Source organism: Bacillus arachidis, from assembly GCF_030285945.1.
GTDB classification, from domain to species: Bacteria; Bacillota; Bacilli; order Bacillales; family Bacillaceae_G; genus Bacillus_A; species Bacillus_A arachidis.
The window spans coordinates 1,799,308-1,822,246 of the sequence record NZ_CP127376.1 but is presented as its reverse complement, the minus strand read 5'-3'; the positions used below and the strand labels follow the sequence as shown (position 1 = coordinate 1,822,246).

General features: G+C 33.9%; 18 protein-coding genes and 3 pseudogenes. 6 read left to right on the top strand and 15 right to left on the bottom strand.

Features of this window, described 5'->3' with window-relative positions:
• Positions 1 to 297: 297 nt before the first annotated feature.
• Positions 298 to 843, top strand: a complete 546-nt coding sequence (locus tag QRY57_RS10765; RefSeq protein WP_286017420.1) for a cupin domain-containing protein — start codon at positions 298 to 300, stop codon at positions 841 to 843.
• A 25-nt stretch (positions 844 to 868) separates the two neighbouring features.
• On the opposite strand, the gene panE is transcribed toward QRY57_RS10765, so the two are convergent.
• The gene (gene panE / locus QRY57_RS10760; protein WP_286017419.1) at positions 869 to 1,783 is read right to left on the bottom strand and encodes a 2-dehydropantoate 2-reductase; all 915 of its coding nucleotides are present in this window, start codon (positions 1,781 to 1,783) and stop codon (positions 869 to 871) included.
• A 165-nt stretch (positions 1,784 to 1,948) separates the two neighbouring features.
• On the opposite strand from panE, the gene QRY57_RS10755 reads away from it, so the two are divergent.
• Positions 1,949 to 2,494, top strand: coding sequence for a GNAT family N-acetyltransferase (locus QRY57_RS10755; RefSeq protein WP_286017418.1), 546 nt, complete (start codon positions 1,949 to 1,951; stop codon positions 2,492 to 2,494).
• Positions 2,495 to 2,813: 319 nt separating this feature from the next.
• Positions 2,814 to 3,275, top strand: a complete 462-nt coding sequence (locus QRY57_RS10750) for a YfbM family protein (protein ID WP_286017417.1) — start codon at positions 2,814 to 2,816, stop codon at positions 3,273 to 3,275.
• Positions 3,276 to 3,337: 62 nt separating this feature from the next.
• Here QRY57_RS10750 and trhO read toward each other — a convergent pair whose 3' ends face one another.
• A complete protein-coding gene (gene trhO / locus QRY57_RS10745; RefSeq protein WP_286017416.1) occupies positions 3,338 to 4,312 on the bottom strand; it encodes an oxygen-dependent tRNA uridine(34) hydroxylase TrhO in 975 nt (324 codons plus the stop codon).
• 535 nt (positions 4,313 to 4,847) lie between these two features.
• Here trhO and QRY57_RS10740 point away from each other — a divergent pair.
• Positions 4,848 to 6,146, top strand: coding sequence for an Nramp family divalent metal transporter (locus QRY57_RS10740; protein ID WP_286017415.1), 1,299 nt, complete (start codon positions 4,848 to 4,850; stop codon positions 6,144 to 6,146).
• A gap of 122 nt (positions 6,147 to 6,268) precedes the next feature.
• Here QRY57_RS10740 and QRY57_RS10735 read toward each other — a convergent pair whose 3' ends face one another.
• The 4 genes from QRY57_RS10735 to QRY57_RS10720 all read right to left on the bottom strand — a co-directional run bounded on the left by QRY57_RS10735 (position 6,269) and on the right by QRY57_RS10720 (position 10,871).
• A complete protein-coding gene (locus tag QRY57_RS10735) occupies positions 6,269 to 6,808 on the bottom strand; it encodes a hypothetical protein (protein ID WP_432804071.1) in 540 nt (179 codons plus the stop codon).
• 426 nt (positions 6,809 to 7,234) lie between these two features.
• Positions 7,235 to 8,653 carry a PQQ-dependent sugar dehydrogenase gene (locus tag QRY57_RS10730; RefSeq protein ID WP_286017414.1) on the bottom strand — a complete coding sequence of 473 codons (1,419 nt, stop codon included), beginning with the start codon at positions 8,651 to 8,653 and terminating at the stop codon, positions 7,235 to 7,237.
• A 324-nt stretch (positions 8,654 to 8,977) separates the two neighbouring features.
• Positions 8,978 to 10,003 (bottom strand): hypothetical protein, encoded by a 1,026-nt coding sequence (locus QRY57_RS10725; RefSeq protein WP_286017413.1) that lies wholly within the window; start codon positions 10,001 to 10,003, stop codon positions 8,978 to 8,980.
• 352 nt (positions 10,004 to 10,355) lie between these two features.
• Entirely contained in the window at positions 10,356 to 10,871 is a 516-nt protein-coding gene (locus QRY57_RS10720; RefSeq protein WP_286017412.1) for a GNAT family N-acetyltransferase, read from the bottom strand.
• Between the two features lie 449 nt (positions 10,872 to 11,320).
• Between QRY57_RS10720 and QRY57_RS10715 the strand changes: the two genes are divergently transcribed.
• Entirely contained in the window at positions 11,321 to 12,172 is an 852-nt protein-coding gene (locus QRY57_RS10715; protein WP_286017411.1) for a P-loop NTPase family protein, read from the top strand.
• 232 nt (positions 12,173 to 12,404) lie between these two features.
• On the opposite strand, the gene QRY57_RS10710 is transcribed toward QRY57_RS10715, so the two are convergent.
• From QRY57_RS10710 to QRY57_RS10690, 6 genes and pseudogenes are all read right to left on the bottom strand, one after another.
• Positions 12,405 to 12,554 (bottom strand): hypothetical protein, encoded by a 150-nt coding sequence (locus tag QRY57_RS10710; RefSeq protein ID WP_286015772.1) that lies wholly within the window; start codon positions 12,552 to 12,554, stop codon positions 12,405 to 12,407.
• Between the two features lie 532 nt (positions 12,555 to 13,086).
• Positions 13,087 to 13,782 (bottom strand): YqeB family protein, encoded by a 696-nt coding sequence (locus tag QRY57_RS10705; protein WP_286017410.1) that lies wholly within the window; start codon positions 13,780 to 13,782, stop codon positions 13,087 to 13,089.
• A 247-nt stretch (positions 13,783 to 14,029) separates the two neighbouring features.
• Entirely contained in the window at positions 14,030 to 14,623 is a 594-nt protein-coding gene (locus QRY57_RS10700; protein WP_286017409.1) for a TetR/AcrR family transcriptional regulator, read from the bottom strand.
• A 369-nt stretch (positions 14,624 to 14,992) separates the two neighbouring features.
• Positions 14,993 to 16,213, bottom strand: coding sequence for an MFS transporter (locus tag QRY57_RS10695; protein WP_286017408.1), 1,221 nt, complete (start codon positions 16,211 to 16,213; stop codon positions 14,993 to 14,995).
• Positions 16,214 to 16,442: 229 nt separating this feature from the next.
• Positions 16,443 to 16,594: pseudogene (locus tag QRY57_RS27120) on the bottom strand (VOC family protein); the annotation flags it as partial.
• Between the two features lie 395 nt (positions 16,595 to 16,989).
• Positions 16,990 to 17,686 (bottom strand): annotated as a pseudogene (locus QRY57_RS10690) (IS6 family transposase).
• A gap of 442 nt (positions 17,687 to 18,128) precedes the next feature.
• Between QRY57_RS10690 and QRY57_RS10685 the strand changes: the two are divergent.
• The gene (locus QRY57_RS10685; protein ID WP_286017407.1) at positions 18,129 to 18,788 is read left to right on the top strand and encodes a DUF1349 domain-containing protein; all 660 of its coding nucleotides are present in this window, start codon (positions 18,129 to 18,131) and stop codon (positions 18,786 to 18,788) included.
• A 66-nt stretch (positions 18,789 to 18,854) separates the two neighbouring features.
• On the opposite strand, the gene QRY57_RS10680 is transcribed toward QRY57_RS10685, so the two are convergent.
• The 3 genes and pseudogenes from QRY57_RS10680 to QRY57_RS10670 all read right to left on the bottom strand — a co-directional run bounded on the left by QRY57_RS10680 (position 18,855) and on the right by QRY57_RS10670 (position 22,930).
• The gene (locus tag QRY57_RS10680) at positions 18,855 to 19,541 is read right to left on the bottom strand and encodes an IS6 family transposase (protein ID WP_286017406.1); all 687 of its coding nucleotides are present in this window, start codon (positions 19,539 to 19,541) and stop codon (positions 18,855 to 18,857) included.
• Positions 19,542 to 20,310: 769 nt separating this feature from the next.
• Entirely contained in the window at positions 20,311 to 20,805 is a 495-nt protein-coding gene (locus tag QRY57_RS10675) for an NUDIX hydrolase (RefSeq protein WP_286017405.1), read from the bottom strand.
• Positions 20,806 to 21,660: 855 nt separating this feature from the next.
• A pseudogene (locus tag QRY57_RS10670) lies at positions 21,661 to 22,930 on the bottom strand (serine hydrolase domain-containing protein).
• Positions 22,931 to 22,939 lie beyond the last annotated feature (9 nt).

Here is a 22,939-nt window from a genome sequence, read left to right as displayed (position 1 = left end):
CTCCTCCCCTTACTTTAATAGATCCTGATATATTTCGTTGATATTCCTGCTCTAAAGACTATTTCACGGAAGAAACTCCATTAAAGGAGCCTTGATGGTGCCTTTCAGGAAATACTTTGGTTGCATATGGAGCGAAGCTTTTCAATCTCCTTCATTTATCTGATTCTCCTTATTTTCTTGTAGCGATGTGAATGTTAAATTATAATTTAAGATAGTTTGACATAAAAACATTGAGAACATTAAATAAAAATTTCATTATTTTAAATATATTTTAACGAAATATTAAGGAGTATAGTCATGGAAAATATAGATATTGGAAAAAAAGTACAGAAATATAGAAAAGCTAAAGGCTTGAGCAGTAAGGAGTTAGCAAAATTAGCTGCAATTACCCCTTCAATGTTAAGCCAAATCGAACGCGGATTAGCAAATCCTTCAATACAAACCATAAAGGTCTTAGCTAAATCCCTTGATGTTCCAACATTTAGTTTTTTCATTGAAGAAACAAACACAGATGATTTAATCGTAAGATCCAATAAACGTAAGAAAATGATTGTTGATAATTTATCTTATGAGTTATTGTCACCTGATTGCACTGGTAATTTGGCGACAGCGATTATGAATGTTCCTCCCAATACCTCTTCGTCAGAAAATCCTCTGGAACATAGAGGTGAGGAAGTTGCAGTCATTTTGGAAGGAAAAATTTTGTTATATCTAAATGAAGAACAATATGTATTAGACGCTGGTGATAGTGTAAAAATACCAGCAAATTTAAAACATAAATGGGAAAATAATTTCAACGAAATGGCAATTATATTATTTTCAGTGACACCACCTTCGTTTTAAATTAAATAAAATATTGAATGTTCCCTTACAACATCTTTTCGTAAACTTTTAAATTTTGATAAATAATTTTTAACAATGGAGCATCTACATGAAATTGTTTTGCTAATTTCAACAAATATCCTTGTAAGTACTCCCCCTCGATAGATGAACCTTTTTCCATATCCCGCTGCATAGAAGATTTCATATCATATGAAATCTTCTCAATCGTCTTCATATGTTCGTCAACAATATTATCCTGAATGGGGGCCCCAGATGCTTTCATAATCTGTGCTGCTTCTTTAAATAAATTCCGAATCAAGTCCCGTCCCCCATCACTTTCACGGATCGGACCTATTGGTGCGCGCATTAGCGTAGTCACGCCTGACATAACAGTAATAAATAAATATTTATGCCACATATCTTGCACGATATGATTACTTAAAACAAAACTTGCTTTTGTACCCTTTAATGTGTTGGCAATCCCCTGTATTCGCTCTGTATGTAAACGTTTTATTTCCCCAAATACAAGTCGGTTAGCAGAGCTAGTTTGAACAACATCTCCCTCACCGTTTAATGTTGTTTCGATAAAACACAAACCTCCAATAACTTTATCCTCACCAAATACCTGTTGCAATGTAGATAGGTGAGCTATACCATTTAGTAGTGGTATAATAATTGTATTTTTACCAACAAATGGCTTCAAATCGTTTATTGCTTCTTCTAAATGATAAGTTTTTGTTGAGAATAAAATTAAATCGAATGGATCTACGGATTCAGTTTTTGTGATTAATTGTGGTATAAAGGAGAAATCTCCATTTATGCTCCGAATAACAAGACCATTTTTCTCAAGCTGTTGTTTTCGTCCACTACGAACGAGAAACGTAACATCTTCCCCTTTTTCTACTAAACGGCCTCCAAAATATCCTCCGATTCCTCCAGCTCCTAATACTAAAATACGCATATAGAACTCCCCTTTTCCAATTATGAAAATTTCACTTCCTTGTAGCATAACTATATTATACATCTGACTTATTTATTTAACAGAAGATTCAACTTTTTGATAAAATTTTATTTTAAAATTATGTATTATAGTAAAGAATTGTGTGGTTAGAAAGGATGAGAAAAAATGCAATATCCAATGTTCTTATCTAAAAGATTAACAATACGCCCATTTGAATTAGACGATGCTCCGAGAGTTCAAGAATTAGCAGGAGATAAAGAGGTTGCTAAGACTACTACAATTATTCCTCACCCTTATCCAGATGACGTGGCAGAAGAGTGGATTACCTCTACTCATACAGCTATGGATAAGGGTGACAGTTTTCACTTTGCAATGGTTAATGAGCAAAATATGCTCATCGGTTGCATATACCTTTTTATTAATAAAAAACATAATAAAGGTGAGCTAGGATACTGGATAGGTAAATCATATTGGGGGAAAGGATACTGCACAGAAGCCGGCCAAGTCATCGTTACATATGCATTTGAAGAATTGCAACTAAACCGTATTTATGCTGATGCTTTCACTAAAAATCCTGCCTCGTCTAAAGTCATGCAAAAATTAGGATTGAAGCATGAGGGAACATTTAAACAAAGTTGTTTATACTGGGGAGTGTATGAAGATACTGTTGTTTATGGTTTAACAAAATCTGATTATAACAAGAGTAAGTAGCTGCTCTTCTTTTTAGCAAATATCAATAATACGAAAGCTTTACTTCCGCCATAAAAATCAAAATTTCAGGAAGAAAACACGCGGAAACATCCTTATAACATTTAGTTTTAATAACTAAATGGATCCTTATAAAAAGAGTAGACCACAAATTTTTATGGCCTACTCTTTTCTTTAAACATTTCCCTTGTTTTGCTTCACCAGAAATAATCTATACTTTCTCACATCTTATAAATGACTTAAATTCCTCTTCTATCCCCCAAAAAACACCTACATAAAATATGATATACTAAATTAAAAATCAATAGAGGAGCTGGCTATTATGGGGATGATTGGACAGTATCTATTAGTTACAGATGAGGAATTAAGTAAAATCAAAAATAAAGAGTTGGATCTTTATTTTAAAGAGTCCGATTTAGATATCGATAAGTCATGGCAGTTACTTCATTTTACTTTATGTGGTGAGATTGGCGGAGGGGAGCCACCACTTGGACATGTCGTACCTCTTAATGATTCCATCATAGATAACGATTCGCTCGGTACTTTTTATCTTACAACTAGCGAAGTCGAAGAGACCTATTCTGCAATAAAAGATTTAAGCGAATCTGATTTCAACAGCATGTACAACTTTCAAGAATTAATGGATGAACAACTTTATCCACTCGTTGAAGATGATGATTCTGATGAGATATTCGAATATACTTATAGTTATTTTTTAGAAATTAAGGCTTTATATAAACAAGCTGTTTCAAACAAACAATGTGTAATCTTTTTCATTATCTAAATACAAATAAAAAATGGATCCTCTCTTTTACGATGGGATCCATTTGTTATTAAAGTCAATTATTATCCTAATTTCACTTGATTTTCTGCTTCAATTTTTTCTAATGCAGTAGCTACTTGCTCTTCTGTTAATTCATGTTCTTTCACATAACGGTTACGTGGGTGCACACGGCACTCGTGTGAGCATGCACGTAAATATTTCTGTTCATTTTCTTCTGAGCATAAGATTTGTTTGTTACATTCTGGATTTGCACAATTTACATAACGCTCACATGGTTCTTTTGTAAAGTGATCTTTTCCAACAATAACATGTTCTTTTTGGTTCACTGGTACACCAATACGCTCATCGAATACATAACATTGTCCATCCCATAGTTCACCTTGCACTTCAGGGTCTTTTCCGTACGTTACAATCCCGCCGTGAAGCTGACTTACATCTTCAAAACCTTCTCTGACTAACCAGCCTGAAAATTTTTCACAACGAATACCACCTGTACAATACGTTAAAATCTTTTTGCCTTCGAGCATTTCTTTATTTTCATCAATCCAATCTGGTAACTCGCGGAATGATTTAATATCAGGTTTAATTGCGCCTCTAAAATGGCCTAGATCAAATTCATAATCATTTCTCGCATCAATGATAACTGTATTTTCTTCTCGCATTGCTTCATAAAACTCTTTTGGTTCTAAATACTTTCCTGTTGTTTCTTTCGGATTGATATCATCTTCTAAACGAAGTGTAACAAGCTCTGGACGAGGACGCACATGCATTTTTTTAAACGCATGCTCATCCGCTTCATCCACTTTAAAAACGATTCCAGCAAATCGTGGATCGTTCTTCATTGCTTCCATATATTTCTCTGTTTGCCCGACAGTACCTGAAGCCGTTCCGTTAATCCCTTCTTCTGCTACAAGAATTCTCCCTTTTAACTCAAGTGAATTACAAAATTCTAAATGCTGAGCAGCAAACTCTTCAGGATTCTCAATTGTAGTGTACATGTAATACAGCAGTACTCTGTATGGTTTTGCATTTAACATTTTATTTTTACCACCTATCTAATTCGATATTTTAAAATCATGTATAAGTTAACGATCATATCGGAACATATAAGAATAAGAAAAGATTTGTTACCTATTTTTTAAATAACTTTCTCCTATTTACAATGTTTTCCCAGAAGTTAACGCAAATGAAAAACGAGATCACATAACAATCCAATACGGTTGTAATGTAATCCCAATATATTATATAACATACAAATTAGTTTCCAGCAATTAATATGCTGTGAATCCTATTTTACAATTGAAAGCACCTTTTTCCACTCCATATTGTAAGTCCACTCTCTTTATTCTCCTACAATCCCTAAAGTTATAACTGTATGTGAGCTATTTTATTTATTTTTGTTACATAGTTATTCCGATTACACATTTATTGTATACAGTCATATAATTTGCATTAAGGAAACAGTTATGTTCAAATAAAAACATCATCTAAAATATCTAAATGTATTGAAATAGAACAAAAGAATAAATACAATAATTGCATCAAGTTAAGAAACTAAAGGGGAAAACTACTATGAATAAAGATATAACAAAAGATGAACATGTCCCTTCTCAAAGTACAACAATTCAATCTGCCCACCTAGCTTTAAGTGGCGAGACAAAAGGATTAAAAAAATTATTGCCTTTTCTTGGCCCTGCATTCATCGCATCCGTAGCTTATATTGATCCAGGAAACTTCGCTACAAATATTGCGGCAGGTTCACAATATGGTTATTTATTACTTTGGGTGATTCTAGCTTCCAATTTAATGGCCGTATTAATTCAGTCTCTATCAGCAAAGCTCGGAATTGCTACCGGAAAGAACCTGCCTGAAGTTGCTCGTGAACATTTTCCAAAACCCGTTTCAATTGGTTTATGGATACAAGGAGAACTCGTTATTATAGCTACTGATTTAGCTGAATTTATCGGTGCTGCGTTAGGGTTATATTTACTGTTTGGTATTCCAATGTTACCCGCTGCTTTAATTACTGCAGTTGGATCATTCATTATACTGGAGTTTCAACGCAGGGGCTTCCGTCCATTAGAAGCTGTTATTACAGGAATGGTCTTTATCGTTGTTATTGCATTTGGTGTACAAGTGCTTTATGCGAAACCAGAGCTAAGCCCTCTTCTTTCAGGACTGTTTATTCCTAAATTTCAAGGTGTAGATAGCATTTTACTTGCAGCTGGAATTTTAGGCGCAACAGTAATGCCACATGCGATTTATCTACATTCTGCTTTAACACAACGCCGCGTAGTCGGAACAACAGATGAACAGCGCAAAAAGATTTTCCGCTTTGAATTCATTGATATCATTATTGCAATGGTGATTGCTGGAGCGATTAATGCAAGTATGCTAATTGTAGCAGCTGCCTTGTTCTTCAAAAACGGATTACATGTTAAAGATTTAGATGTCGCTTTTAATGAGTTTAGCAATTTAGTTGGTCCTGTATCAGCTAGCCTTTTTGGGATTGGATTGTTAGCTGCTGGTTTATCTAGTTCTTCTGTTGGTACAATGTCTGGTGATATTATTATGCAAGGATTTATCCGCATGCATATTCCTTTATATTTAAGACGATTTATTACAATGATTCCACCTCTTGTTATTATTGCGTTAGGAGTGAATCCAACTCATGCCCTTGTCATGAGTCAAGTTGTATTATCATTTGGAATCGCATTTGCATTAGTACCTCTTATTATGTTTACAAGTAACAAAAAGATTATGGGTGTGCTAGTGAATCATCGCATTACAAACGCAATTGCTTGGCTAATTGCTGCGTTAGTTATCGCTTTAAATATTTTCTTGCTGTATCAGACATTTACTGGTCAATAAAAAAGAAGATCTCATCCAAATGTAGATGAGATCTTCTTTTTTATTTCAACAGTAACGTTACATATTCTCTTTTTTGTATTCGGTTTCATCTTATATTCGTTCAAAAAGATTTCACTCAACTGCTAAGACAATACCTGGCACAATCTATTCATGAGTATTCTACAAAGCTCCGCGAGGATCCAGCAGTAAAGAAAACTCAATATACATATTATTGCAATAACTTTTGAATCCATAGTTGTATCAACAGTAGGGCCTAGCACTGGAAAACGAAATACATACAAAAGTATTATAATACCTGTAAGTAGACATATTGATGAAAAGGAAACAACCACAACTCTCCTCTTAAATTGTAAGAAGGCCGCCCCCATCGCTATACCTAATAAACCTGTTGTAAAGGGAAAGATAATTAGTTCACTCGGCTGAATAATAAACAAAAGGGAAATCGTAAGGGTATAAGAAAGGATTCCCTGGCGGATAGAAAAGCAAGTAGCTAAAAAAATTGGTAAGGTCGCTAGAATACTAATCAGAAAGCCTATACCAGGCATAAAGCCCCCCGCTGATTGAAACATAGCGGCAAATGTACTCAATACAGCTGTAATAACTAACTTGGTTGCAAGGGCCATCTTTCTTACGTGAACATAGTTTGCATCTGTCTCTATCATCGATTGATACCAATAACGAACAAACTGATCGATTCAAACACCTCCTAAAAACATCCAATTCGTCACTTTCTATACTATTCATTCCCTTGCGCTTTATGCTGTATTGCCTGTTAGTAATCAATTGGAATGAGGACTGTCCCTCCGTGAATATTCAAAAATAGAATCTTTTTCAAAGGGGTACAATGTATCGAGCGGATACTATGAAAAGAATTTTAAAGCCAGAAGATATCTTAGTTCCATTAGGATACATAATAGAAGTATTTTCCAAAAAACTTATAACTCCCATTAACTTAACGTTTACAAATTGATGGTAAGGTGTTAGTGCTTACTCCAACCTGAAAAAAGTAATAGCTGAGGGATTTCTCCTGCCACTTTCCGGTGTTACTTTTTATAAGGGGAATATCTATCAAATCCTATAGTTATAAATCATGGAACAATTTCAAAAACAGTACCTTGGTTAAAATCAGTTACTTTCATAGAGCCATAAACTCCTAAATATAGTCTGGTTTGATCCAGATTCGTTCCCAAATTAACATAATAAGCTGATTGAGACCCAAAATTATAATCCGTTTCAATAACACTAAAATCATTTAGTTTACAATTTGTACTTCCCCTGGTATAAGCTAAAACTCCTCTAACCGGAGGTCGAGATTCTTCATTCTTGGCAAGATCGGTAAACACGACGCTTCCCTTTAAATTTGGGATTTCATTCCCCATATATGGCTGGACTCCTGTAAGTGCAGTTCCTCCAAACTTATCGGGTCGGGGATCTTTATGAAAATAACTAGTTAAAGGCTGAAGACGCCCTACTAAAGTTTTTACTGCTTCATTGTAATAAGCAATTGTTTTCTCAACCAAAGTCGGATTTGCAGAACAGCCCTTTATAAACGAAGTAGGAAAAGCACCTTCCCACCCTCGCCAGCCAAAGTTAATAAATCCTTCTTGGTCAGTTAAAGAAGCTTGAATAAGCTGAGTAACCGGTATTGGTTTATAATGAACGAATGAAAAAACCGACTCTACCAGGTCCTGTCCGACAATCCCCACATATTTGATATACTGATTATAAAACCTTTGAAATGAAATGCCTGTTATATTGCGAACCCCTTTGGCAATTACCGTAAGCGTTTCCTGGATAGATGAGGGAAGTTCATTAAAGCGCGTGACTACGGGTGGATTATTAATAAATGTATTCTTAACTACATCAATTTCAATTATTTTACCAGCTATCTCCATATCATCCTGACTTAAATTAAATGGATCATAGCCTGCCCCACCATCTCCAGTTGTTAAAACAAGTTTTCCGGTTTCAGGTGAAAAGTTTAAGCTATTGACACCATTATGATTAAAAAATGGTCTTCTTAAGTTAAGTAATGTCCGTCGTTTTTGAGGTTGACCATTCGATTGTAAAATCCATTCTTCAACTGTATCAATATGATCATATTGCGTTTCTCTATTTGTCCACCTTAGGTTTAAAGTACTGGGATCACATGGGTTAGGCTTAAAATGTTCAGAAAGGGCACCTGGACCTTGTGTTCCAGCTACTGAATAATGAAGATAAAACAGACCGTTATAATAAAATTCTGGGTGAAATGCTAGCCCTAGCAATCCCCGTTCATCATATCCACTACCAGAAACACCTTCCTCAGAAGTACCTAATTTTATGACTCGCGGGCGAATATCTAAAAAAGTCCCTATAACTCCGTTTCCTATGTAAAAAATCTCTCCTACCTGGGTTGCAATAAATAATCTTTCAATTGAGTCACCCGGAAGTATAGCTGTTTTCAAAACGGTGGGTAAATTTATCTTACTTACAATGGGCCGTAAACTAACCTTAACTTTTATCAACTAACTTTACACCCCTTTTTAATGTTTTCTATCATAAGAATATGATTAGAACTGTTCTATTAGTATCAAATTTGGACCAGGGATTCCCCTCAAGAATATGGCCCTTTAACGGAACAACTCTATGTCACTAAATAATTCCTTAATCCACTTTTTATTCAGATGTTCTTTTTGTTCTAGTCAAAAAGAACATCTTTGAAAAAAAATACCTATGAGGGTAAAGGTTCACAATTTTTTTATAAACATCACGACTTTATTTCAAATCAACAATAACCCCGCCCTAATTTTAAGGCGGGGTTAAAACAATATACCAAATCGGATTCCATATTAATTATTTTTCTCCTTTTTTAAATCGATTTGTTTTTGTATTTCATTCTGTGCTTCATCACTCATTTCAAATGCATATATATGAGGCCAGTACTTCTTGGTTAAAGGATCGTATTCTACCCTTACTGTGACATCTTTTTTGGAATCTTCGTTTAAATAACCATTAATTTTTATTTCATGCACTGGATTCGATGGTCTATTTTCTTTCTTGTTTGAGTTTATACTCTTTTCAAATGTTTGTTTAACGAGTGTTAAATTTAAATTGTACTTCTCTTTTAAAAATTGAATTGCCTCAGATTCAGCATTTTTTCGAATGTTCGTTTCTTCTTCAGAAGTAAGAGCTTCCTGTTTCGCCTTCTCTTCAGCCTGTTGGTTATTTTTAGATAAATTCATTCCTCCTGCGTTTTCTTTTGAATCAAAATCAATCAACCATTTTTCCTGTTTATAATGCGCTTCAATAGAAGCTGTACAGGAATACCCATTTATTTTTTCGTCTTTTTGTTTATCGCAGTTTAATAATTCATATCTAATCTCTAAAATAGGATATTCGGGACTCCCTGTACCCTCATTCCATTCCAGCATACTTTGTTTAAACTCATCCGTAATCTTAATAGGACCATTGTTTTTTTCTACTGCCTCTTTTACCTTTTCTATGATGTGTTGCTCTTTTACTTGTTCTGTAAATATGTATTTTTCTTCATGATTACCATAAATGCTTAAAGGGATCTCTAAAGCAAGCCATAGGATCAACCAAGATAATGCATAATAAGTTAACATTCGCTTTACAGAGAATATTCGAAACATGGCAAGTACAGCGCCAATACATATTAGGGGTAAACCTATATAAAGTAATGGAACTGTAATTATAAATGTAAAAGCTGTCATGAGAAGAATACCGTAAATCAAACTGTTATATTGCGGGATACCCATGTTGTATGCAGATATAATTAAAACCCAGATGTAACTTGTTGAAACGAGAAAAGCGATTGTATAATACAGCTTATTTCTTCTGTTTTTCTCTGCCATTTGTTCACCACCTTTGCCATATTAAAAATCTATATTTTAGTTTAACATAATAGCCCATTAAAAAATTATCTATTCTGAAAATACAATGCTGTGAATGGTGAAAAATTAATTTTCCACCATTCATCTCAGAGCTTATTTTTAAAATAACTTTATGATTCATACAGCTTAATCATTCCGATGTTGGATTGAAATAAAGTTTGAGTGAAAAGTAGCTAAAAACTTTGATTTCATCATAAAAAAAACCTCGTATTTTGATTAAAATGCGTGGGCTAAAATTTTGCAAGCTATATATTTTTATAATAAAGTTTAATGATTTCGGTAAGCGAATAGTTATGATTCGCCCTCCCGTACCTTATTTCTCCAAACATAATTTATACTGTATCAACTTAACCTTTTTGTCTAAATAAATTTCACTACCAATACGACTAACCTCAGTAAAACCTAATTTCTCCATCATCTTCCTTGAACGGAGATTTGTTTCATGCGTTTCACCGTAAAATATAGTGATTCTTAATTCTTTGACTGCATGATGAATTAGACTATTAACAGTTTGAGTACCAATTCCCATGCCCCGGAGTTTGCTATCCCCAATAGCAATACCAATTTCAGCACTATTATTTCTTATCTTTGCTAAATCTGCGTAGCCAATAAGTCTATTATTATATTCAATTCCAAAACGAATAAAATCATTTCGTTGCTTATCTACACAATGATTCCACCATTGAAATAATTCATCTTTATCTCTATTTTTTTGCCAGCCATTTGCTTCACAAAATCGTTCATCTTTATTCCAATTTAAAACAACGTCATAATCCTCTAATTTTAATGCCCTAAAAGAAATTCCTTTAGCATTTTCATCAATTTCCATTTCTTTCACCTACCATTAACAGCCCTTTTTTTCGCGTTAATATCGTAACATTCTCACTTTTGTCATATAGGATAAAAAGAAAATATGATATTCAATTTCAATTAAAATCACATTTTTAATCAAACTGTATTCCAAGGCTACAGTTGTTAAAAGCGGGGGAATCGTCTTGAAAATAAGCTCGCCGTTATAAATCCGCATTTTCCTGACGGTACCCCATTGCCATCAAGCTAAGAAAATACCACTACCCCCTAACGAAAATTCTATTCATTATTGACTACTGATAATGAGACGTTATGTCAACCGATTATGTATACGATATACAAGAAAAACTTCTTTACTACCGCATCATTTGAATGGTAAAATTTAGAAAAAGAGGTGAGGGTGAGTTCAGTGGACAATTTATTTTTAATTTAAAACTTTTATTTTGTCTTAGAAAGGTGTAGATTTTTTTGAATACAAAATTAATCATAGTAGAAGGGCTTCCTGGCTTTGGGAAATCCACCACTGCAAACTTGCTTTACGATATTCTAATTGAAAAAAATATTGACGTTGAGTTATTTCTTGAAGGGAATCCAGACCACCCTGCTGATTATGATGGGGTATCTTGTTTTGATAAAAGTGAATTCGAAAGTTTGTTAGTGAATAGTGGTAATTTTAGGGAAGTAATTAGTGATAGAGTCACGAAACGAGGAAACAATTATTTATTGCCATATAAAAAAATTAAAAATGAATACAGCTCTAATTTTCCTGAAAGTTTATTAAATACCATTTTCAAAAATGATATATATGAATTACCGCTAGAGAGGAATATTGAATTAATAACTGAAAAATGGAGGGATTTTGTTGAAATAGCCAACAACGAGAATAAAACTTATATTTTTGAATGTTGCTTCATACAAAATCCATTAACAATCGGAATGGTTAAATATGGTGAAAAAAAAGAGAAAGTTATAAGTTATATTAATGCATTAGCGAAAATCATAGAGAAATTAAATCCAGTATTGTTTTATATAGAACAAGATGATTTGGAATTCTCATTCAGAAAGGTATTTAATGAAAGAGCAAAAGAATGGTCTGCTGGATTTATTGAGTATTATACAAATCAAGGGTATGCGAAAATGAAAGGCTATCACGGTTTAGACGGAATAATTAAAGTTTTAGAAGCAAGAAGAGATATTGAAAGAGAAATATTTGATATGTTAAACATAAAAAAGACAAAAATTGATAATTCACAGTATGAAGCTATCAAATATAAGTCAATGATAATTGAAAAATTGAAATTACTTGAATTTCTAGATTAATGTAGTGCTTTAATTGAGCAAGAAACTAAGAATTTTTAACTTCCGCTTTCTATAATTATGTGAACGAGCTAGTGGTGGAGGTTTTGGTAAGAGCAAGAAGGGGTACCACCAACCAGGGTAGGAACGTATAAATATAAAGTTGTAGAAAAAGAAAAAGTGGATTCCTTGTGAGAGTAAGTATCCACTTTTTTTTGTGTTTGTTCACACTTAAAATTAGGAAAAACGTAACATATTATTTATCTGTTTGTTTTTTCTTCTTTTTCAAATACTCCGCACGCAATTTTTCAAGTTGCTGCTTTTTATCAAATTTGGCAGGCTTCTGTTTTTCATGAAACTTTGCCACAGCTACCTGACCTTTGTGATCCAATTGATATTTTCCCACTTTGTTCACCTGCTTTTCTTGTCTTTAAAGAGAATCTATTCAACAAATATAATATACCTTATTTTACTGAAGTAAACCTTATTACTTTATTAGTTTTTCTACTTATGTAATTTTTATTTCACGTCAATTATATTAGAAAACTGTAGAGTCATCTTATTTTAAAAAGCATCCGTGCATATTGCTGGGGTCCCGCCACATCGCCATCAACTTAAGAAATTAATTGTTCCCCAAAACGAAAAAAATGAGCCAAAATCTATAAAAAACTGTTAAAAGGTGAAATTTTCATTTTTGGGTGATTCCGAATCCTTGGCTTGATGGACATGGGCATCGCCAGCATTTCGGAGAATAGCCACGCTAAGGATTATTTACACAGTAACAAATTACAAAAAAGAAGACGGTAAATCCGCCTCCTTTAACTAATACAATGGAAGATCAACTGCTTTGAAATATAGTTCGATTAAAAATAGCACATAATTACTACTTGAATTGGTAAGGAGTATAAAAAATAGTTTTACCTAAATCGAGTTAAATGCTAAACATCAAAATGAGCATTTGGGGCAAGTCTCACGTACTGACCATTTCTTTCATCTCTAATGACAGCTCCTAACTGAGCTAAATCTTCTCGTAGATATTTAGCATCTGCTTTTTTCTTTTCTTTCAATGCACGGTCTCTAGCATAAAGTAATACATTAATTTTTTCGGGGAAATTGGTATTTCCTAAAGCCCATCGCTCATATTCGCTACCAAATGGATCCGTTTCATTCCATGAATATTGATGCTTATTAAAAGCTTCTCGTACAGTCTCCTTCTTCGCTTCAATAACTTCTCTATATAATTCATTACTTTTTTGCCCAAGAATAATTAATTGCTTATTTTCTATATAGATTGCTAAAATGTCCTTTTTTTCAATGATATTTATTTTATCTCCAAATTTCAGCCGCAAATTATTGTAGGAAATTGTGACTTCGAGACTCTCATTTAAAATAATAAAACCCAAAAATAAACCTGCTATTGTTCCAATAACGGTAGCAATACTTGAAACCCATAAGCTGTTAAAGAATGTAATGAGTAAAATTAACTTCTCCATTGGAACTACTGGAAGTTTTAGTATCCAATTGGCAATGATGGGAACAAACCACCCAACCAAACCACCTAATATCATGGGTACTAAAACAATAATTGCTTTTTGTGGCTTACTATGTCCAAGAAATGTTTCGTTTTCTATCATAATCCCTATCCTCTCTATTAAATTAGTTATAAATAAAATTTCGGAATTATTTATCGACATATAAGTCGTTGATATGCAGAATACAACATGGCCGCTACTGGCTTAGTCTCTTTGGTTTAATCCTCACATGTGTCAGGAAAAGGCCCTAATCGCTTCTGTGGACACGCCCAGACGCCTCGTCCTCGCCTAAAAAGAAAGGGGTTTTTATGTCATTTTATTAACTTATATAAATGATTTTTTGTTTTCATTATTTAACTATTTTCAATATGCTTTTTATCAATTCTTCACTATAATCTTCTAAACTCATTTTACTTTGGGAAGATATCAATGATTCCGATATCGAACCTTGAATAATTGTTGCGGTCACTTGAATATTACAATCTCGAAATTCTTTTGATTCCTGCCCCTGTAAGAGAATTTCTTGTAATAAACCCTTTATTAAATCTTCTTCATCGTCTTCTAGTAAATAATAAGGAATATAATCTGGTGTTCGTGCATTAAAAACTATTTCAATTAAAGCGATATTATTTGTTCGGTTTATAACCTGATAAGCTAAACTTGCTTCGATAAATGCTTTTAATTTTTCTGCAGACGTTTGTTTTTGACTAACTCTTGCATTAATAAATAACCATTCTTGTTCAACTAAATACATTAAAGTATTGTTCATCAAATCTTCTTTACCAGAAAAATGATAAGAAATTAACCCTGTACTTATGTTTGCTTTTTTTGCTATTTTCGACAAACTTGTACTTACATACCCAACTTCTCTTAAAACTTCAACAGCAGCCTTAATTATTTGTTCTCTTCTTGCTTCTGTTATAAAAGATTGCCTGTCTTCCATAAGAATCACCACCTTATAAATTGTTCGCTATTTTTAATTGAACGTTCATTTTTTTGATTGAACGTTCAATTAATTGAATTTTATATTCTTTTCCTATTCTTGTCAAATTTAATTGGGGGCCCACCACATCGCCATCAAGCCAAAAAAGTGTATCCATAAAACGAAAAAAACACTATTCTTTTTGTAGAAATATACAGAAAGGATGGCGGTTTTTGGTGTTTGAGTGGTATTAAAATCTCTTGAGTCAATGGGCATGTATGGTGATCCCATCTAGTTGCAGAGTACCAAAAAAAAGTGAAGCAAACAAAAAATAACTCCAAAATCAACTTTTATTGTATATTTTGGAGTTACTTGACGTTTACTTTTATATCATACTTTTTCAATCAAATTAAACTTCCCTTTAATTACTTGTGAAAGCCATATTAATCCGCAGACCATGGATATTACGCCACCAATTGCTCCCACAACCGGGATACTGTATTTTTCGAAGGCATATCCACTTCCAAAATAAGAGACTTGCATGACACCCATATAGGTTGAGTTGTACAATGCAAAAACTCTCCCACGAATTTCATCAGCCGTACCCAATTGCACAAAATAATTACTTAAAGGAATAATGATTCCACCACAAACTCTCATTAAAAATAAGAATAAACCTCCAAAATAAAACACTGTGGATTGCGTTAACAATACAAATAACAATGATTGAACAGCATAACTTATTCCAAACATAATTAATGAACGCCTGAAATTGTTTTTTATAAATGCTTTTACAAAGTAAGTCCCTAACAAGATACCCAATCCATCTATGGCATATAATGTCCCAATGCCTACAGCACCTAAATGGTAAACATTATTACCTAAAAAAGGAATTAAAATATAATATCCGCCACCAACTAACCCCCATGTCAGTCCGATTAAGATAAGATAGCGAATTAGGGTGTTCTGATTCGTTTCTACTAGACCTTCTTTCAGTAACTGAATATAAGATTGTTTTTGTGTATCAAGCTTTTTATTTTCCTTATACTTTATCTTATACACGTAAAAGGCTGACCAAAGAAATGATAAGGAGTTTACAAGAAAACAAGTTATCGGACTAAATACTGTGGATACAATCCCACCTAAAACCGCTCCAATAATATTGACTATCGCATCTGTACTGGACATAAAAGCGTTTGCCTCAGGTAAATCCTTACGATTAACAATTAGAGGCAACAATGCTTGTTTTGTCGGATTAAATAAAACACTTATCACACCAAATATAAAAGAATTAACATACAAAATATGTACATTATTATAAATAATAGCTAATATAAAACTTAAAACAAGTAAGGCCCTAATGATATCAGTAGCCATCAAAATTACCTTTTGGGGCCACTTATCAACAAGGGGACTTAAGATTGGTCCTAAAAATACATAGGGTAACGAGCGACAAAGTAACAAGGTACCTACTGCTGTAAGAGAGTTGGTCAACATTAATACTGTTTGTGTTATAGCTACCTGATTGAACCAATCCCCTAAAGTACTTCCCGATTGAGCAAACCAAATATAACGGAAATTTAGATTTTTTTTCAATAATCCCTGATTCATAATTTTTCACTTACACCCTTACTTTTTCTTAGATATATAACTTGTAACTTTCCCACTAGATTTAGAGCTCCCTCTTAAATATAATCATGTGATATGCTTTCAAGTATATTTCCATCAACATCTTTAAAATATAACGATCTACTTTGTTTAGTATTATGAATGATATAATCTCCATTTTTACTGTTTAAAATTTGTATAACGATTGAAGTAACTAAGGAACAATATTTTGAAAAAGAGACATTGGAACTTGAAAAACAAAATGGCTGGTGTGATTGGTTCTAACACCTCTTGAAAACTAATTGTTGTATAAGGGGTTATTGGGAATTGAACAAATGATTTAGTCTCACTTTTTATTGGAAAACATAGTATATCTCGATAGATCTGCTTTACCCCCTCTAAAGAAAGTGTCTATAATTCTAAATCTAAAATATGTGTAATCATTGTAATGTACCTCCATGTTCTGTATATCTATTCACTATTATATCGAAATTAAAATATGATAAATCAAACTGAGGTAGCAAATTCAAATGAAAATTCTACTACTTTTGTAGGGGGATGTTCATTAAATTTAGATGAAATCATATTTAAATAATGAAAAAAACGTTATTCTTTTAGTAGAAATATAAAGAAAGGATGGCGTTTTCGTATGAAAATTTCGGTTTCTGATGAGCTACAATTGTTTTCTTTAGAATTGCAACGATATATGTCATCTGGTTCTGGTGCAAATACTTAGGAAAGGTATAAAGAGGTGAAAAGTTTCCTAGTGGAATCTAGTCTTAAGCAACAATTCCAAATAGTTGATGGATGAACTTCACTTGATTTTTGACAGACTTGTCCAGTAAAACAAGTTGCCCTTTTTTTATCATATGCATAGCTTTTATTCCAGAAATAATGGATGTAGCTGTGCGAAAGGATTTCAATCCTAACATCGAACGAACCCGCTTTTTAATAAACCGATGATCTTGTTCTACTATGTTATTCAAGTACTTTTGTTGTCTAAGTTGCATACCATCAGGTATGCTTTTTTCAACTGTTCGATTGCTATAGGATAAGCTGGATTCTTATCGACTGTTACAACACGTGGCTTTGAAACATGAAAAGACCACAAACCTTTCTTGAAAAAGCGTTTTGCGGCCTTATGATTTCTTGTTTTGCTTAGGGGAAAATCGATTGTTTTTCCTTTCGAACCAACAGCACGATACAGGTACATCCATTGACCTTTTACTTTGATATATGTTTCATCGACTCTCCAAGAGTCATTTGTTTGAGGTAACATCGGATTCGTTTGTCCAATTCAGGACCATACTGATGAACCCAACGCATAATGGTTGTATGAGAAATGGATAAACCCCGTTCCTCCATCATTTCTACCAAATCATGAAAGCTTAAATTGTACCGTAGGTACCAACGTACAGTTAACAAAATAATATCAGGCTGATAGTGCTTCCATTTGAACAAATTTTTCTTTTCCATACCAATCACACACCTTTTTAGAGTAATAGTATCAGTATGTCCAAGATTTAGAGATTACTTGCAATTGCACTGAAGTTTTTGCACCAGAACCAATTTAATAATATATATATAATTTGTCATTTATACCTTCACTGGTCACATTGGATATAGTCTTTTCCATATCTAAATTCATCTTTCTCTAAGGAAGGAGTCTTCTTAGCTATTATGATAAAAGTAGTAAATTTGAAAGATATTCTATTTCAAAAATACAATATTTAAAGGGAAACGCTTGCATAACAAATATAGCTATTCAAACAAATAGCATAGTAATCATTCTTGAACAAAAAATGTATTTCCCTTTAAAAATTACATTTTTTTCAAGGGAACGCTTGCATAAATTGTTATTTAAATACTATCATTTACATATAAAGAAATAATTATAATAAAAAAGGAGATGTATTTTATGTGCTCATTATTATTGTATGAAAAGTTTCAAAATGAAACTCTTCATCCGAACCTAAATTGGTATTGTCAACCAGAAAAATGGGATATCCAAAAAAAAGATACCGGGCTTATTATTCAGCCCGAAAAAATGACTGACTATTGGCAAAAAACGCACTATGGATTTGCTGTTGATAATGGGCATTTCCTATATTCAGAGATGAATGAGGATGTAATTATCACTACTAGAGTACGGTCATATCCTGTACATCAATATGATCAGGCTGGGTTAATGGTTCGATTTTCTAAAGACTGTTGGTTAAAGACGTCTATAGAGTATGAACCAAATGGTATGTGTAAACTTGGAGCTGTGGTAACTAATCACGGTTACTCAGATTGGTCTACCCAAAACTACAAAAAAGGACCATGGGATCTATATTTTCGCATTCGTAGAGAGTCCCAAGACTATATCGTTGAATTTCTAGAAGTTAAACATGATAAAGAGTTCACTTTAAAAGAATTAAAAGAACAAACTTGGAATCAATTACGTATTACAAGATTAATGGAAGATGCAGAAGATAAAGTTTTCCAATGTGGTGTATATGCTTGTAGTCCACAAGGACAGGGATTTACCGCTGAATTTGAATTCCTAGCTATAGAAAAAGGGACGATAAAACCCTAGACTTTATAAGGTTCTGCTGCAAAGTTCGAAAAAAGCATAAACAGGTTGGTAAATGAGGAACAATGTTTAGGAAGTAGCTAGTAATTGTTGAAGTTCATTGTACGTTGAAAAGGCGGAGTCTCTTTGAAGACTTCGCCTTTGTTTATATAGGGCATGAATGGTTTCAATACCTTTTATCGTACGTGAAGCATGACGAAGATTTTGAAATCCTGCGGATTTGGCAAAACGTCTCTTTATATGCCTATGATCCTGTTCAATAAGATTGTTTAAATGTTTGATTGTACAATGGATTGTAGTTTGATAAAATCCTTGTTTTCTTAATTTGTTAAATGCACAAAGTAATGCCGGCGCTTTGTCTGTAGTGAGAACCTTTGGTTCTCCAAGATGTTTTACCAATCTTTTCATGAAGGCATAGGCAGCCTGATGATCCCGTTTTTTACGAAGTTGAATATCCAATGTGTGTCCATCTTTATCAATTGCACGATAGAGATAACGCCACTCTCCCTTAATTTTGATATAAGTCTCATCCAAATGCCAAGATAATCGTGCAGATTTATTTTTCATTTTCCAAATTTGATAGATGAGATTGCCATATTGATGAACCCATCGCATGATGGTTGTTGAGTGAACTGAAATGCCACGTTCTTTCAGAATTTCAGAGACATCGCGATAACTTAAAGAAAAACGACAGTAGTAGCCGACAGCTACTAAAATAATCTCTTTCTTGAATTGTTTTCCTTTAAAATACCTCATGCCTGATTCTCCTAGATCCTGTTTTCTAGAGTGTAGCTCTATGTAGAAAACTTTGCAACAGAACCATTTATTTTAATTTTGTACTTCAAAACCGAACTCGTTTGTTTACTTTTATTCAGCCTTTTTATGCACACTATTGATGTCCGCTATCTATATTGATTTTGTCACCGCCACGATTAACAAGCTTAATCTTAAAGTAATCTTGACCACCTGTGAGATGACCTTGAGCATTCAGCTCACAGGTGGTGTTTATTTTTCTTAAGTTGATGGGCGTGGGTCTGTAACCCAAATATTGAGAACTTCCCAATCAACACTCTAAACCGTAACTTGCAAAATGAAAGTTACTAGATTTCCCTTGGTATACAGCATTCCGACAAGTTGTCGTGATGGTTTCGCTAAACCTTCCTAATTTCCGCAAAATTATATTTTCTAAAATTAAATTCAAACAAATGTTTATTTTAAAAAGCTAAAATAATAAACGACTCTTGTTAAGAGAATCCCCTTGGCAAAGAAAATTGTTTTGGCAAAAATGTGCATAATACACGAAACTTGGCGAGGACTTCGAAATCAACCCTCCAAAAATGGTAACTTACAAAATGAAAGTTACCAGGATTTCCTTGATATTGAGTATCGCCAGCATTTCAAAAAAATACGCTAAATAAAAAAAGCAATAAGCCGTCCATATGGACAGCTCATTTACATAATTTTCGTTATTGGAAGTTAATGTAATACCCTTGTTCAAGATAACTTTTTAATCAAATTTTTCAATTTAGACTTCTGTATAAAGAGCATAGTCTAAAATAGATTGATATACGCTATTCCATTCACGATGATGAACTGTGATTTCATTTGGATTAATTAATTTCCTATGGGTTGATTCGTGCTCACCTTCAAAATTGTGCAATTCTTTAATATCCATTCGGTAGAGCACCTGATAACCAACTTTAGGATATTTACTTTTTTCATTCCATTTTAGATTCTCATTGTGATCAACTATTATGTATCCGAGAAGATTACATTTACCTTCAACATAGCCCTCTTCCATTGCTTCGCGTTTAAAGCACTCTTCAGGAGTTTCATTTAATTCAATGTGACCACCAGGAAAATCCCATCCTCTATGATTTAAATCGACTAATAATACCTTGCTATTATAAAAGCAAAGCCCATGAACACTTGTTATTAGGTCTTGTGGCGGTAGTTGATTATCCTGTTTCCAGGTTAATTTTACTTTTTCTTCTCCCCAATTTACATAAGCTGTTTTCATATAATATCCCCCTTTTTCTAACTAGCTCATACGGAAATAAATCCAAATCACCTTATATAGCATTAATTCATAAAGTCCTTTTCTTATTGAACTATCTTATTTTTGGGTGAATATCGTATACATATGTAGTTCACATAACGTCTCATTATCGGGATTCAATGTATTTAGAAGACTATTAAAAGCCCTCCAGATTGTTTAACTGGAGGACTTTCGTGTTCACATAATTTTTGTTATTGGAAGTTACTGATTTGTTCAGATAGAGGGACTTGTACATCATTTTGAAAACCATTTGCTCTTGATTCGTTTAACGGCTAAAACTAACAGAAGAATAAACCCTATCAGTATAACAATACCGATTGGATTGACATTTCCCATGACTATATCCCTCCCTGCTTTTTATGTTACAGCAAACCCCTTCTTCTGTTTAGAAAGGGATTTATGTCATTACTTATGTACAACACAGTGTCAACAGTGCTACCCCACTGTTCTAACTTACCGTTTTACTTTTGACAAGCGGGTAACATTAAAAGAGCTGTAAAACATTAAAATAGATTTCTAAAACGATGTTTCTTCATAATAACCCTCCTCTTCCTTGATTGTATCATTCGGGAGAAGTGATTTGTCATAAAAATTGGATGTATATTCCATACATGTAAGGTTAACATAACGCCACAATTATCGGTAACGAAGACAAGACGGATCCCTACTCTCACAAGGGATCCGCCTTTTTTTGTTCTATGGATCTATGCATTTTTTTATACATTCCTATCCTGGCGCGGGTTTTCGGGTTCTCGTTTGTTACTGGATTATCCGAAAAACTGTATAAAATCTTGCATGCTCTTAACGTTATTGTAGCTAGTTCAACGTAACTGTAAATTCCGAGTTCGGCGCGCCAGTAAATACAACCTTTCCATTCTTCGGCAGTTTTACATTGTTATTGTTGCTCACAATGGTAAAATTGACGCATACTTCTTTTTCATCATACACCGCGAACGAACTCTTCGATGGCAACTCCACGGTCATCGTTTTCCCTGCTGCCACTTGCGGGATCGTAAACCATTTTGCATGCCCGTTTGCTGAAAGTGTAACTTTCGATGATTGGCTTGTATCAAGCGGTTTTACGTTTGATTCACTTACGTATAAGGAGTTGGCCATCTCTATATATTCATTACCATCCTCTGTATAAAAACGAGCTTCCTTCGTATCACGCCCATCCATCACAGGAATCTGGAGTTGATGTGTCGCCGTATTCGGACCTATAATTTTTTTGCCATCCCAATAGCCTTCCTTGGTAATAATTTGTGTGGTAAGAGGTATTAATTGTACAAGATAGTTCATAGAACTAAATTTCTCGTTAATGAGATAGAACTTGCTGCCCTTGGTATGCTGGAAAATAAAGTCCAGCACGCTTTTCGTCCTCCCATTTGTCCTGTGGCGTTTTTGTATGATTCAGTTTTAAAGGTTCTGTAAATTGTTGATGTAGAAATTCAGTAAAACTCATACCACTGACTCTTTCTACCAAAATCTCGGCTAGCGTAAAGCCGTCGTTACAGTATACCGAGAACGCGCCAGGGGCCGCTTTTAAGCTTTGGGTAGATAATTGCCGCAACAAGTTGTCATGGGCATAGGTATCATTATCTTTAAATAACAATACTTTATTGAGCGTGGTACCTTGCAAACCGGAGGAATGGTTCAACAACATACGCGGTGTAATGCGCTTGTACCGCTCATCTTTCATCTTAAAATCAGGAACATAGTGGACAACAGGGACATCCAAATCGACTTTTCCTTCGTCGACCAATTTCATGATAGCCGCAGCTGTATATACTTTACTGGTTGAACCAATCCCATATAGAGTATCTTTGGTCAGCGGCTGTTTCCCTTCCATATCGTTCTTGCCTATCTGACCCGACAAAATAATCTTGCCATTATCTATTAACGCATACTGCACGCTAGTCGTCTCATAGGATTTCGTGAGTAGCGTAGCTTTCTCTGCCGCAATCTTCTCCAGTTCTGTGCTAGCTACAACCTGAGTCTTATTACTAGAAGACGCTATCGCCCCTGTAGGTAGAGTCATCATTAGAACCAATGTAGCGGTTAACATCCTAGATAGTTTATTTTTCATAAGAGAGGT

What these genes read in the sequence shown, in the direction of transcription:
- QRY57_RS10755 (WP_286017418.1), top strand. Translation starts at nt 1,949, where the DNA reads ATGCAATATCCAATGTTCTTATCTAAAAGATTAACAATACGCCCATTT.
- QRY57_RS10720 (WP_286017412.1), bottom strand. Translation starts at nt 10,871, where the DNA reads ATGGAAATTGATGAAAATGCTAAAGGAATTTCTTTTAGGGCATTAAAA.
- QRY57_RS10700 (WP_286017409.1), bottom strand. Translation starts at nt 14,623, where the DNA reads ATGGAAGACAGGCAATCTTTTATAACAGAAGCAAGAAGAGAACAAATA.
- trhO (WP_286017416.1), bottom strand. Translation starts at nt 4,312, where the DNA reads ATGTTAAATGCAAAACCATACAGAGTACTGCTGTATTACATGTACACT.
- QRY57_RS10695 (WP_286017408.1), bottom strand. Translation starts at nt 16,213, where the DNA reads ATGAATCAGGGATTATTGAAAAAAAATCTAAATTTCCGTTATATTTGG.
- QRY57_RS10675 (WP_286017405.1), bottom strand. Translation starts at nt 20,805, where the DNA reads ATGAAAACAGCTTATGTAAATTGGGGAGAAGAAAAAGTAAAATTAACC.
- QRY57_RS10705 (WP_286017410.1), bottom strand. Translation starts at nt 13,782, where the DNA reads ATGATAGAAAACGAAACATTTCTTGGACATAGTAAGCCACAAAAAGCA.
- QRY57_RS10735 (WP_432804071.1), bottom strand. Translation starts at nt 6,808, where the DNA reads ATGATAGAGACAGATGCAAACTATGTTCACGTAAGAAAGATGGCCCTT.
- panE (WP_286017419.1), bottom strand. Translation starts at nt 1,783, where the DNA reads ATGCGTATTTTAGTATTAGGAGCTGGAGGAATCGGAGGATATTTTGGA.
- QRY57_RS10680 (WP_286017406.1), bottom strand. Translation starts at nt 19,541, where the DNA reads ATGAGGTATTTTAAAGGAAAACAATTCAAGAAAGAGATTATTTTAGTA.
- QRY57_RS10765 (WP_286017420.1), top strand. Translation starts at nt 298, where the DNA reads ATGGAAAATATAGATATTGGAAAAAAAGTACAGAAATATAGAAAAGCT.
- QRY57_RS10685 (WP_286017407.1), top strand. Translation starts at nt 18,129, where the DNA reads ATGTGCTCATTATTATTGTATGAAAAGTTTCAAAATGAAACTCTTCAT.
- QRY57_RS10750 (WP_286017417.1), top strand. Translation starts at nt 2,814, where the DNA reads ATGGGGATGATTGGACAGTATCTATTAGTTACAGATGAGGAATTAAGT.
- QRY57_RS10725 (WP_286017413.1), bottom strand. Translation starts at nt 10,003, where the DNA reads ATGGCAGAGAAAAACAGAAGAAATAAGCTGTATTATACAATCGCTTTT.
- QRY57_RS10740 (WP_286017415.1), top strand. Translation starts at nt 4,848, where the DNA reads ATGAATAAAGATATAACAAAAGATGAACATGTCCCTTCTCAAAGTACA.